Origin of the sequence: Bradyrhizobium sp. 41S5, assembly GCF_011516665.3 — a bacterium.
Lineage (GTDB): Bacteria > Pseudomonadota > Alphaproteobacteria > Rhizobiales > Xanthobacteraceae > Bradyrhizobium > Bradyrhizobium quebecense.
Window position 1 is genome coordinate 2,514,092 of record NZ_CP083721.1, and the last position, 11,432, is coordinate 2,525,523.

Annotated in this window: 13 protein-coding genes; 11 read left to right on the forward strand and 2 right to left on the reverse strand. The window is 64.3% G+C overall.

Annotation, left to right across the window (positions count from 1 at the left end; all coding sequences use genetic code 11):
• Positions 1 to 135: 135 nt before the first annotated feature.
• Complete coding sequence (locus HAP47_RS11790; protein WP_231168842.1) at positions 136 to 885, forward strand: transglutaminase-like domain-containing protein; 750 nt, start codon at positions 136 to 138, stop codon at positions 883 to 885.
• A 249-nt stretch (positions 886 to 1,134) separates the two neighbouring features.
• Here HAP47_RS11790 and HAP47_RS11795 read toward each other — a convergent pair whose 3' ends face one another.
• Positions 1,135 to 2,145, reverse strand: coding sequence for a polyprenyl synthetase family protein (locus HAP47_RS11795; RefSeq protein WP_173638096.1), 1,011 nt, complete (start codon positions 2,143 to 2,145; stop codon positions 1,135 to 1,137).
• Between the two features lie 135 nt (positions 2,146 to 2,280).
• On the opposite strand from HAP47_RS11795, the gene HAP47_RS11800 reads away from it, so the two are divergent.
• The 9 genes from HAP47_RS11800 to HAP47_RS11840 all read left to right on the forward strand — a co-directional run bounded on the left by HAP47_RS11800 (position 2,281) and on the right by HAP47_RS11840 (position 10,226).
• Positions 2,281 to 2,508, forward strand: a complete 228-nt coding sequence (locus HAP47_RS11800; RefSeq protein ID WP_173638095.1) for a putative signal transducing protein — start codon at positions 2,281 to 2,283, stop codon at positions 2,506 to 2,508.
• The gene (locus HAP47_RS11805; RefSeq protein WP_231168843.1) at positions 2,501 to 3,328 is read left to right on the forward strand and encodes a tRNA1(Val) (adenine(37)-N6)-methyltransferase; all 828 of its coding nucleotides are present in this window, start codon (positions 2,501 to 2,503) and stop codon (positions 3,326 to 3,328) included. Before HAP47_RS11800 ends, HAP47_RS11805 begins: the two co-directional genes overlap by 8 nt.
• A 245-nt stretch (positions 3,329 to 3,573) precedes the next feature.
• Positions 3,574 to 4,509 (forward strand): S49 family peptidase, encoded by a 936-nt coding sequence (locus HAP47_RS11810; RefSeq protein WP_371821759.1) that lies wholly within the window; start codon positions 3,574 to 3,576, stop codon positions 4,507 to 4,509.
• A gap of 116 nt (positions 4,510 to 4,625) precedes the next feature.
• Positions 4,626 to 4,817: a hypothetical protein gene (locus tag HAP47_RS11815; protein ID WP_173640537.1), complete on the forward strand. Its 192-nt coding sequence runs from the start codon at positions 4,626 to 4,628 to the stop codon at positions 4,815 to 4,817.
• Between the two features lie 118 nt (positions 4,818 to 4,935).
• Positions 4,936 to 5,871 carry a glycine--tRNA ligase subunit alpha gene (locus HAP47_RS11820; protein ID WP_173638094.1) on the forward strand — a complete coding sequence of 312 codons (936 nt, stop codon included), beginning with the start codon at positions 4,936 to 4,938 and terminating at the stop codon, positions 5,869 to 5,871.
• A complete protein-coding gene (gene glyS, locus HAP47_RS11825; protein ID WP_173638093.1) occupies positions 5,871 to 8,015 on the forward strand; it encodes a glycine--tRNA ligase subunit beta in 2,145 nt (714 codons plus the stop codon). The genes HAP47_RS11820 and glyS overlap by 1 nt, the downstream gene beginning before the upstream one ends.
• Before the next feature lie 3 nt (positions 8,016 to 8,018).
• Positions 8,019 to 8,615 (forward strand): class I SAM-dependent methyltransferase, encoded by a 597-nt coding sequence (locus HAP47_RS11830; RefSeq protein ID WP_173638092.1) that lies wholly within the window; start codon positions 8,019 to 8,021, stop codon positions 8,613 to 8,615.
• The gene (locus HAP47_RS11835) at positions 8,615 to 8,986 is read left to right on the forward strand and encodes a GFA family protein (protein WP_173638091.1); all 372 of its coding nucleotides are present in this window, start codon (positions 8,615 to 8,617) and stop codon (positions 8,984 to 8,986) included. Before HAP47_RS11830 ends, HAP47_RS11835 begins: the two co-directional genes overlap by 1 nt.
• A gap of 139 nt (positions 8,987 to 9,125) precedes the next feature.
• Positions 9,126 to 10,226 carry a hypothetical protein gene (locus HAP47_RS11840; protein ID WP_173638090.1) on the forward strand — a complete coding sequence of 367 codons (1,101 nt, stop codon included), beginning with the start codon at positions 9,126 to 9,128 and terminating at the stop codon, positions 10,224 to 10,226.
• A gap of 375 nt (positions 10,227 to 10,601) precedes the next feature.
• Here HAP47_RS11840 and HAP47_RS11845 read toward each other — a convergent pair whose 3' ends face one another.
• Positions 10,602 to 10,961, reverse strand: coding sequence for a DUF1236 domain-containing protein (locus HAP47_RS11845; RefSeq protein ID WP_173638089.1), 360 nt, complete (start codon positions 10,959 to 10,961; stop codon positions 10,602 to 10,604).
• 236 nt (positions 10,962 to 11,197) lie between these two features.
• Between HAP47_RS11845 and HAP47_RS11850 the strand changes: the two genes are divergently transcribed.
• Complete coding sequence (locus tag HAP47_RS11850) at positions 11,198 to 11,353, forward strand: DUF3096 domain-containing protein (RefSeq protein ID WP_084518327.1); 156 nt, start codon at positions 11,198 to 11,200, stop codon at positions 11,351 to 11,353.
• The last annotated feature ends 79 nt before the right edge of the window (positions 11,354 to 11,432 follow it).

Here is an 11,432-nt window from a genome sequence, read left to right on the forward strand (position 1 = left end):
GGGAGGCGAGAGGTGCGGGAGACCTTTCAGATGAAGGTCGACAGATACGAAAGACCGGTTGCCATGAGCGATCCGGGGCGTCACGCGCCTCTATTCGATGGCCTGCCGCGGGGCGCCGGCGCGCTTGCGACGACCGTGCAGGGTGTGCTGATCCATCAGCACATCGCTCCGGCCTATGGGGTTACGCTCGGCGGCGACCAGCACGCGCAATCGCAGGTCCGCGCCGTCGAGACAATGCTGGATGAAATCGTGACGCGCGACGCGCGGCCGCTCGCCGTGGCGCGTGCCGTCAACGAGCGCCAGGTCGGTGTGTGCAGGCACTTCACGCTGCTTCACGTGGCGATGTTGCGTACGCAGGGCATTCCGGCACGTGCCCGTTGCGGGTTCGGCGCCTATTTCGAAGCGCGAAAATACCTCGACCATTGGGTGACGGAGTACTGGAACGAAGAACGGAAATGCTGGGTAATGTTCGATGCCCAGATCGACGATCGCCAGCGTGAGCTGTTCGGGATCGGGTTCGATGCGGCGGATGTACCACGGGATCAGTTCCTGGTCGCGGGCGATGCCTGGTCGCTCTGTCGTGCCGGGAGTCATGATCCGCGCGCCTTCGGCATCCTCGACATGCACGGGCTCTGGTTCATTGCGGGCAATCTTGTCCGCGACATCGCCGCTCTGAACAATCGCGAGATGCTGCCGTGGGACGTTTGGGGCGCCATGCGCATGCAGGACAGCGAACTCGATCTCGCCTTGTTCGACCGGCTGGCAATCGTCAGTCGTGAGCCTGATGCTCACGTCGATGAACTCGGTGCGCTTGATCGCGATGAGCGGGTGCGTATTCCCGGAGCCGTTTTCAACGCCGTGCTCGACCGCGTGCAGGACCTGTAGCTGAAGGTCGCGGGCGCGCCGAACGTTCGAGCCGGTCGTATCATGTCGCGAGAATGCGATGGTGTGGCTCGCAGATCGTGCAACACATTGGCTGTCGTCCCTGCGAAAGCAGGGACCCATAACCACAAGTGGCTATTGTTTGAACACTTCGGAACGACGACTGCCGTTCACAACTCTTGCCGCGGCGTATAGGTCCCTGCTTTCCCAGGGACGACACCGTCTATGATGCGCGGTGATTGCAGGGTCTACTCAGTGCGATCTTGCGAGGCAGAACGCCACGACCTGTTCCAGCGCCGTCTTCATCGGCGAGGACGGGAACAGCGCCAGTGCGTCGACCGCCATTGCGCCGTAGTGGTGGGCGCGGCTGATGGTGTCCTCCAGCGCGCGGTGCTTGGTCATCAGCCCGATCGCGTGATCGAGATCGGCCGCGCCGATCTCGCCGCGCTCCAGTGCGCGAATCCAGAACTGGCGCTCGGTGTCGTTGCCGCGGCGGAAGGCGAGCACCACCGGCAGCGTGATCTTGCCCTCGCGGAAATCGTCGCCGACATTCTTGCCGAGTTTTGCGGATTTGCCGCCATAGTCGAGCACGTCGTCGACGAGCTGGAAGGCGATGCCGAGATTCATGCCGACCGAGCGGCAGGCGGTCTGCTCGGCCTTGGGCCGGTTGGCGATCACGGGACCGACCTCGCAAGCGGCGGCGAACAGCTCCGCGGTCTTGCCACGGATCACGGCGAGATACTCGTCCTCGGTGGTCGCGGTGTTCTTGGCGGCGGCAAGCTGCATCACCTCGCCCTCGGCGATGGTGGCGGCGGCCGCGGAGAGAATATCGAGCGCGCGCAGCGAGCCGACCTCGACCATCATCCGGAACGCCTGGCCGAGCAGGAAGTCGCCGACCAGCACGCTGGCCTCGTTGCCCCACAGCATCCGCGCGGACAATTTGCCGCGGCGCAGCTCGCTCTCGTCGACCACGTCGTCATGCAGCAGGGTCGCGGTGTGCATGAACTCGACCGCGGCGGCGAGCTTGATATGGCCGTCGCCTGTGTAGTCGGCGAGCTGGGCCATCGCCAGGGTCAGCATCGGGCGCAGCCGCTTGCCACCGGAGGAGATCAAATGATTGGCGACCTCGGGGATCATGGTGACTTCGGAGCCGGTCCGCGAAAGGATGGTCGCGTTGACGCGCTCCATGTCAGCGGCGACAAGTCCCACCAGCCCGTCGATCGAAGCATTGGACGGGCTTTCGAAGGGTACAATAACCGCCACGCTGGTCTCCAATTTTGCCGAATTCGCACTATCCTCAGCTATAACAATAGAAACTGCGCGGTGCAGCGGCAAGGCCACGAAGTTGTTGACATGTGACGCATTGGCCGCACAGCCGGGCGGAGAGGAGAGTGGATCTTGCGGGAATTGGTACGGACCAATGACGTGGTGCTGGTCTCCGCCGTCGGCGCGCTGCTCGACAGCGCTAACATCCATCATCTGGTGCTGGACCAGAACATGAGCATCATCGAGGGCTCGCTCGGCGTGCTGCCGCGGCGGATCCTGGTGCACGAGGACGACAACCACGAGGCCCGCCAGCTCCTGACCGATGCCGGCCTCGGCCACGAATTGCGGGCCGATGAGTAGAGCGTTTTCAAACGAAGTTGGCCCCGGTTCGCGTGAAGAAAACGCGTCAAAAAACCAGTCTCCGGCCGCTGAGATCACCGAAGACGGATTTCTCGGCGGGCAATTGCGGCTGCGGCAGCCGCGCAGCGGCCATCGCGCCGGCCATGACGCGATCCTGCTGGCCGCGGCGACGCCGGCCCGATCAGGCGACCGCGTCGTCGATCTCGGCTCCGGCGTCGGCGCCGCCGGGCTGGCGGTGGCGCGGCGGGTCAGCGGGATCGATCTGGTTCTGGTCGAAATCGACCCGGCATTGGCCGAGCTTGCCCGGAATAACGCCGTCGCCAACGCGATCATGGCCGAGGTGATCGTGCTCGATGTCGAGGCCGGCGCCTCCGCCTTCGATGATTTTGGCCTCACGCCCGACAGCGCCGACGTCGTGCTGATGAACCCGCCGTTCAACGATCCCTCAAGGCACCGCGCCTCGCCGGACGGCGTGCGCGAGCGCGCCCATGTCGCGACCGCGACCACGCTGGCTAGCTGGGTTCATGTGGCGCGGCGGATCCTCAAGTCGAACGGGCAGCTTGCGATGATCTGGCGGGCCGACGGAATTGCCGAGGTGCTGGCCGCGCTGGATCGCGGCTTCGGCAGCCTCGAGATCCTGCCGGTTCACGGCGACGCGGCCTCGCCGGCGATCCGAATCCTGGTGCGGGCCACCAAGGGCGGCCGGGCGCCGACTCGGCTGCATGCCGCGCTATTGCTCAATGAAGAGTCAGGTGTGCCCAATAAATGGGTGCAGGAGGTCTTGGCTGGAAAGGGAGAATTGCCGTTGGCGCGGCGTTGACGGGCAGGGATTCTGCCCGCGTCGTACTGGCACTAAATCACTGCGGGGCCGTTTCCGACTGGCGTTCAGGCCTGGATGTGAAGTGGATCGCCGTGAGGAGCGTACCGATCAGCAAAATCAGGAGGTAGATCTTCATGGTTTCCTCTCCGCCCGCGCGTTGCAGCCCCAATGACAAAATGCAAAACGCGTTCCACGAAATCCAATGACACTGGCGTGATAAAAAGTGGTTAATTCGAGGTAACGGCATGAATGAACAAACAAGTGATCGCCAAGGACATTCCGGAGCGCATTCTGGAGGACGTTCGGGATGGCTCGAACGCGTGCAGGGAATGCTTCCGGCGCGGTTCAGGCCCGGCATTGCTGTCGTGCCGGTGGTGCGGCTGTCAGGCGTGATCGGAGCGGTGACGCCGCTGCGGCCCGGCTTGACGCTCTCGGGCGTCGCCAAGATGCTGGAGCGCGCCTTTGACACCCGGAATGCCAAGGCGGTGGCGCTGGTGATCAATTCGCCGGGCGGCTCCCCGGTGCAGTCGCGGCAGATCTATCTGCGCATCCGGCAACTGGCCGCCGAGAAGAAGCTGCCGGTGCTGGTGTTCGCGGAGGATGTCGCGGCCTCCGGCGGCTATATGATCGCCTGCGCCGGCGACGAGATCTATTGCGACCCGTCCTCGATTCTGGGCTCGATCGGGGTGGTCGGCGGCAGCTTCGGTTTTCAGGAGGCGATCAAGAAGATCGGGGTCGAGCGCAGGCTCTACACGGCCGGCAGCCACAAGGCGATGCTCGATCCGTTCCTTCCCGAGAATCCCGATGACGTCGCCCGCCTCAAGGCGATCCAGCGCGAAATCCACGCCACTTTCATTACCCTGGTGAAGCAGAGCCGAGGCAGCCGTCTCAAAGCTGCCGACGACATGCTGTTCACCGGCGAATACTGGGCAGGTGAAACCGCGATCGGGCTCGGGCTTGCCGATGGGATCGGCGACCTGCGCGCGACGTTGCGGGCCCGCTATGGCGAGAAGGTGCTGACCCCGGTGATCGCTCCGGCAAGCGGGATGCTGTCCAGCCTGCTCGGCCGGCGGGCGCCGGGCGCGGGCTCGATGGCGGCGCTGGACGGACTAGCGACCCTGCCGGACGACCTGATCTCGGCGGTCGAGACAAGGGCGATCTGGGCCCGATTCGGGTTGTGAACACGGGGATTTGAGCGCGCCATTTAGCCCCAAAACGGCGATTGCGGCGCAGACCGGGTTGCGCGAGAATACCTTTTATTGGGGGCCTGACAGACGTGAACGACAAGGATCGACCGATGCCGCCGCTGATTGCATTCGCAGGCGTTCTGGGTGGCCTGGCCGTGGTCCGCTGGGCTTACAAGACGGCCGTCCGGATCAACCAGGAACTGGAAGAGGCGCGATTGTCCCGCATGGCCGAGCCCACACGCGCGAGCGAGATCAAGACCCTGCGCCGCGACCCCGTGACCGGGGCCTATCGCCCGGGCTAGCAGGCTTTAAGTCCCGCAAATTGGCGTTGCCGGATTTCCGGCATCGCCTTGATTCCATTGGCCGCCGCCGATACGGTCCCGCGCGCTTCAAAACCCCCTCGCGAGACCTGTAGAGACGATGGACGCCCTGCCTGACCACATGCGCCCGGAACGTTCGTTCCAGGGCTTCATCCTGGCTCTCCAGCGATTCTGGGCCGAGCAGGGTTGCGTCATCCTGCAGCCCTACGACATGGAAATGGGCGCCGGCACCTTCCATCCCGCGACCACGCTGCGCGCGCTGGGCCCGAAGCCCTGGAACGCGGCCTATGTGCAGCCTTCGCGTCGGCCAAAGGACGGCCGCTACGGCGAAAACCCCAACCGGCTGCAGCACTACTACCAGTTCCAGGTGATCATGAAGCCGTCGCCGCCGAACCTTCAGGACCTGTACCTGAAGTCGCTGGCCGCGATCGGCATCGATGCCGCCGTCCATGACATCCGCTTCGTCGAGGACGACTGGGAGAGCCCGACGCTGGGCGCCTGGGGGTTGGGGTGGGAATGCTGGTGCGACGGCATGGAGGTGTCGCAGTTCACCTACTTCCAGCAGGTCGCCGGCGTCGAATGCGCGCCGGTCGCGGGCGAACTCACTTACGGGCTCGAGCGGCTCGCGATGTATGTGCAGGGCGTCGACCGCGTCTACGACCTCAATTTCAACGGCCGCGAGGGCGCCGAGAAGGTCACCTATGGCGACGTCTTCCTGCAGGCCGAGCAGGAATATTCACGGCACAATTTCGAGTACGCCGACACCGCGATGCTGTTCGAGCAGTTCAGGATGGCGGAAGAGGCCTGCCGCAAATATCTCGCCGCCGGCTGGCGCGAGGGAAGCAATTCGAAGGAACATCTGATGGCCTTGCCGGCCTACGACCAGTGCATCAAGGCGAGCCACGTGTTCAACCTGCTCGACGCCCGCGGCGTCATCTCGGTGACGGAGCGGCAAAGCTATATCGCGCGCGTGCGCGACTTGGCCAAGGCCTGCGGCGAGGCATGGATCCACACCGAAACGGGCAGGGCGGTCTGATGCCGGATCTCCTCCTCGAACTGTTCTCCGAAGAAATCCCCGCGCGCATGCAGGCCAAGGCGGCGGACGATTTGCGCCGCATGGTGACCGACAAGCTCGTCGCCGAAGGCCTCGTCTATGAGGGCGCCAAGGCGTTCGCAACCCCGCGCCGGCTGGCGCTCACCGTGCACGGCATTCCGGCGCGCCAGCCCGACCTGAAGGACGAGCGCCGCGGCCCGCGCGTCGGCGGACCCGAGCCCGCGATCCAGGGCTTCCTGAAGGCCACCGGCCTGTCCTCGATCAGCGAGGCCAAGATCCAGACCGATCCGAAGAAGGGCGATTTCTACATCGCGCTGATCGAAAAGCCCGGCCGCGCCGCGATCGACGTCGTCGCGGAAATGATCCCGGTGATCATCCGCACCTTCCCCTGGCCGAAATCGATGCGCTGGGGCGCGCGCTCGGCGAAATCAGGCTCGCTGACCTGGGTGCGCCCGCTGCACGCCATCACCGCGACCTTCGGTCTGGAGACCGAGGAGCCCGACATCGTGAAATTCTCGGTCGACGGCATCGAGGCCGGGCAGACCACCTATGGCCATCGCTTCATGGCGCCGGGTGCGATCAGCGTGCGCCGCTTCGAGGACTACGAGGCCAAGCTGAAGGCCGCCAAGGTGATCCTCGATCCGCAGGCGCGCAAGGACATCATCCTCGAGGACGCCAAGGAGCTGGCGTTCGCGCAGGGCCTCGAGCTGGTCGAGGACCAGGTGCTGCTCGACGAGGTCTCCGGCCTCGTCGAATGGCCGGTCGTGATGATGGGATCGTTCGAGAAGGAATTCTTGTCGATCCCGGATGAAGTGATCCGCGCCACCATCCGCAACAACCAGAAGTGCTTCGTGGTCAAGGATCCCAAGACCGGGAAATTGACCAACAAGTTCGTGCTGACCGCCAACATCGAGGCGCCCGACGGCGGCAAGACCATCGTCGCCGGCAATGAGCGCGTGATCCGCCCACGGCTGTCCGACGCAAAATTCTTCTACGAGACCGACCTCAAGACCAGGCTCGAGGACCGGCTGCCGAAGTTCGAGCAGATTGTGTTCCATGAAGATATCGGCACCCAGGCGGAGCGGATCAAGCGCATCGAGCAGCTTGCCGCCGAGATCGCATTGCTCATCGGCGCCGACGTCGACACGACCAGGCGCGCCGCGCGCCTGGCGAAAGCGGACTTGCTGACCGAAGTCGTCGGCGAATTCCCCGAGTTGCAGGGCCTGATGGGCAAGTACTACGCGCTGGCTCAAGGCGAGGATGCGTCTGTCGCAGCGGCAAGCGAGGAACATTGGAAGCCGCAGGGGCCGACCGATCGGGTGCCGACCGATCGGGTTAGCGTCGCGGTAGCTCTCGCTGACAAGCTGGATACGCTGGTAGCCTTCTGGGCCATCGACGAGAAGCCGACGGGCTCGAAGGACCCTTATGCACTTCGACGTGCGGCATTGGGTGTCATCAGACTTGTCATTGAGAACAATTTACGTATCAGCCTTGCTACGACGCCGGGTAAGCATGCTGCCAGAATGTACAAGCAATTGGCGAAGCCTGTACTAGGCCACATATCAACACCGTGGAAAGGGGAGACGGTTCCAGTCGTGGCGATCGACCTCCTTTCCTTCTTCGCCGACCGTCTGAAGGTCCAGCTCCGCGACCAGGGCGCGCGGCACGACCTGGTCGACGCCGTGTTCTCGCTCGGCGGCCAGGACGATCTTCTGCTCGTCGTCCGCCGCGTCGAGGCGCTCGGCAAATTCCTCGACAGCGACGACGGCAAGAACCTGCTTGCGGGCACAAAACGCGCCAGCAACATCCTCGCGATCGAGGAGAAGAAGGACAAGCGTACGTTCGACGGCGCGCCCGACGCCGCGCTCTACAAGCTCGAGGAAGAGAAGACGCTGGCTGCGGCGATCGACCAGGTGAAAGCCGAGGCCTCCGCCGCCGTCGCCAAGGAAGACTTCGCCGCCGCGATGAGCGCGATGGCCAAGCTGCGTCCGGCGGTCGACGCGTTCTTCGACAAGGTCAAGGTCAACGACGACGACCCGAAGGTGCGCGAAAACCGCCTGAAGCTGCTCAACGAGATCCGCGCCGCAACGCGCGCGGTGGCGGATTTCTCCCGGATCGAGGGCTGACCGATGGACCGCGCGACGCTCGCCGCTTACGACAAGGATGCGGCGGCGTTTGCGCAGGACTGGCACGAGCAGCCGGCGCCGGTCGACCTGCAAGAGACCGTCGGGCAATTCTTCATCAAGGGCGGCGTGACAGCCGATATCGGCTGCGGCAGCGGCCGCGAGGTGGCGTGGCTCAATGCCAATGGCTTTCCGGCCGAAGGCTTTGATGCCTCCGAGGGCCTGCTCACGGAAGCCCGCGCCCGCTACCCGGCGCTGCGCTTTGTGCGCGCCGAATTGCCCGAGCTGTCCGGCATCGCCGCCAACACTTTCGACAATGTGCTCTGCGAGACCGTGATCATGCATCTCGATCCCGCGCTGATCGCGCCGTCGGTGCGCCGCATGTTCGAACTCGTGAAGCTCGGCGGCATCTTCTATCTGAGCTGGCGCGTCACCGCAGGTGACGATGCGCGCGATGCGCATGGCCGGCTCTATGCAGCCTTCGATACGGCGCTGGTGCGGGCTGAACTTGCGGCGGCCGAATTGCTGCTCGACGCGGAAGTCGTCAGCGCCTCGTCCGGCAAGGTCATTCACCGGCTGGTCGCCAGCAAGGGCAGGCGGTGATGGCGCGGCTCGCGACATGCGCCTGCGGACAGCTCCGCATCACCTGTCAGGGCGAGCCCCTCACGATATCGCTGTGTCACTGCCTGGAGTGCCAGAAGCGGACCGGCAGCACCTATGGCGTCGCCGCGTTCTTTCCGCGTGCCGATGTCGAGCCGCAGGGCGAGGCGCGCGAATACAGCCGCATCGGCGGCAGCGGGTCTGCGGTGGTGTTTCATTTCTGCCCGAATTGCGGATCGTCGGTCTATTGGGAGCCCGGTCGCGCGCCGGATCTGATCGGCGTTGCGGTCGGCGCCTTCGCGGACCCGGATTTTCCCGCGCCGTCGCAATCGGTCTTTACCCAGCGCCGCCACGCTTGGGTCGTCGACAGGTAAACGGCCACCGCCGCGAGATGCGTCGCGCCAGAAATATTTCGAAACAATTCGCAATTTATTAACCATGCCCTGCGAGGGTCCTGGCGAGTCAACGATTTCTTAAGAAATCGCCCCTCGCGCCAATGCAGGGACCTCTCCGATGACCTCGATCGGCACCACGCCCAATCCTTACGCCCAATACGGTTCGGCCTACGCACGGGCCGCCGCGACGCCCTCGCTGGCGGCGACCTTGTCAGGCGACGGTACCGCCGGCGACCTGTCGGCGTCCGCGACATCGAGCGCTGCAACCAACCTCACGCTGTCGGACGCCGCCCGCGCGCAGCTTGCCAAGGCGCCGCTGCCGGATTTTGCGACCGTCACCAATGACGCGCGCGTCACGCTCGACCGGCTCTACACGGTCGCGGGGGTGAAGAAGCCGATCGTCGACGGCAAGACCACGATCGATCTCTCGACACTGGATCGCCGATCACTGTTTGCGATCTCGACCAACAATGGCGGCAAGTTCACGCCGGACGAGCAGGCGGTCGCCGCTGCCGAGCTGAAGCAGCGCTTCGACAAGGCCTTGGCGCCATCGCTTGCGACCACGCGCCTGACCGGCGACTACGGCGTCAGCTACAAGTCCGCGCTCGACTATCTCGACGGCGCCAGCGATGAGGAAAAGGCAACCGCAACCTGGGCCAGCCAGCGCGCCGCGGTGCTGAAGGGCTATCAGGCGACGCAGCAGGATCCGAACAAGGCGCCGGCTGGAATTTCAGGCGACCCGGTCGCGGCGGCGCTGGCCGGAACCACGTCTCCCACGACGGGTAAGCCACGCGATTTCGGCAGCGTGGCGAGCGATGCGCGCGCCTTCCTCGATCGGCAGAAGAGCGAGGCGGGGAAGAGCGGCAAGGAACTGGTCTACGATTCCCGCCGCAAGACCGGGCAGCTCGCCGATCTGTCCTCGCTCGACAACCGCTCGCTGTCGGCGATCTCGTTGAACCAGGACAAGAAGTTTTCAGGCGAGGAGATCTTCGCGGCCAAGCAGGAACTCAACACGCGGACCCGTCTTGCGGTGCTCGATGCGCTGAAGCAGAGCCAGTCCGCCGGCGATCCGCGCCAGTTCAGCCTCGGCATCCTCAAGCAATATTCCTCGATGAGCGCTGAGGAACGCCAGGCGGCCAACTGGACGCAGGATTTCCAGGACGCGGCGATCAAGAGCTACAAGTCGACCTCGACGCTGCTCTCGATCCTGAAATCGTAATTTGGTGCGACACTAGAGCGGGATGAATTTTGGTTGAATCGGCTTGCCGGGCTTTCGGTTGACCTCTCCCCGTCGGGGAGAGGTCGGATTGCTCTCGGCGATGCGAAGCATCGTCCGGTGCAATCCGGGTGAGGGCGCTTGCTCTCTCGATAAACCCTAACCCCTCACCCGATTTGCTGCGCAAATCGACCTCTCCCAAAGGGAGAGGTGAACTTTCGACGCCGTTCCAGCTCAACCTAATCTCATCATGCTTTAGAACCGAAGAGCCCCGCCCGGAGGGGAGGCCGGGCGGGGCTTTCTGGTCCGGTCGATCTGCGCGCACATCCGCTTGCGCGGCGCCCGGACTGTTCGTTCAGGCGATCGTGCTGAGTTGAGCTACTCGACGACCTGAACGATCCGCCGCGAACGCGGCTCGACCAGAACGGTCTCGCCATTCACGACGGTGTAGCGATAGGGCGTCGCGCCGAACCGTTGCGGCACGTCGTAATACGTTACGCCGGCATCCGGCAGCACGGTGCCGACCACGACGCGATCCGGAACGGCGTAGTTCGGCACGCGCTCGCGCACGATGTATTCGCGGAATGCCGGGCGCTGCTCGACCGCAATGCCTTCGTCATCCTCGACTGCAACCGGCGGGCCACCGCGGACAACGCCGACGGTCTGGGCCTGTGCGGCAACAGCCGGCACCGTGATCGCAGCAGCAACCGCTGCAACGGCAAGTATTCTGTTTCGCATGGCTCGCTCCATTCTTTTGACGCACGCGCCGACCTTCGCCGATGCGCACGGCGAGCCAATGCATCTGGTGTGGCGATGTTCCGGAAAAACCGCCGCCACATACGCGGCATTTTGGAGCAATTTTCGTGAGTTGCGGGAACTCTCAGGCCGTGACGGACGTCTTGATGTGGAAACCCCCGCAGCGGATAAACTGCCGCTCGATTCGCTCCTCCAAAAAACCGCCGGAGAACTCTTCAATGGTCATCACCGCTGGGCATTTGCCGCACATTGTCGCTCTGATTGCAGGCATCCTGATCCTGATCATGCCGCGGCTGCTCAACTACATCGTCGCGATCTACCTGATCTTCGTCGGGCTCGTGGGGATGGGCCTGCTGCGCTGGCTGCACCTGTAGCGGGAAAGCGGGGTTTCGCGGCTTGCGCGGAACCCCCCAAAATGGTGTAAGGCGCGCATCTTCGACCCCTCTTTTCGGA

Coding starts and splice junctions, on each gene's coding strand:
- HAP47_RS11805 (WP_231168843.1), top strand. CDS start 2,501: ATGAGTAGAGCGTTTTCAAACGAAGTTGGCCCCGGTTCGCGTGAAGAA.
- HAP47_RS11810 (WP_371821759.1), top strand. CDS start 3,574: ATGAATGAACAAACAAGTGATCGCCAAGGACATTCCGGAGCGCATTCT.
- HAP47_RS11835 (WP_173638091.1), top strand. CDS start 8,615: ATGGCGCGGCTCGCGACATGCGCCTGCGGACAGCTCCGCATCACCTGT.
- glyS (WP_173638093.1), top strand. CDS start 5,871: ATGCCGGATCTCCTCCTCGAACTGTTCTCCGAAGAAATCCCCGCGCGC.
- HAP47_RS11815 (WP_173640537.1), top strand. CDS start 4,626: ATGCCGCCGCTGATTGCATTCGCAGGCGTTCTGGGTGGCCTGGCCGTG.
- HAP47_RS11830 (WP_173638092.1), top strand. CDS start 8,019: ATGGACCGCGCGACGCTCGCCGCTTACGACAAGGATGCGGCGGCGTTT.
- HAP47_RS11820 (WP_173638094.1), top strand. CDS start 4,936: ATGGACGCCCTGCCTGACCACATGCGCCCGGAACGTTCGTTCCAGGGC.
- HAP47_RS11850 (WP_084518327.1), top strand. CDS start 11,198: ATGGTCATCACCGCTGGGCATTTGCCGCACATTGTCGCTCTGATTGCA.
- HAP47_RS11840 (WP_173638090.1), top strand. CDS start 9,126: ATGACCTCGATCGGCACCACGCCCAATCCTTACGCCCAATACGGTTCG.
- HAP47_RS11845 (WP_173638089.1), bottom strand. CDS start 10,961: ATGCGAAACAGAATACTTGCCGTTGCAGCGGTTGCTGCTGCGATCACG.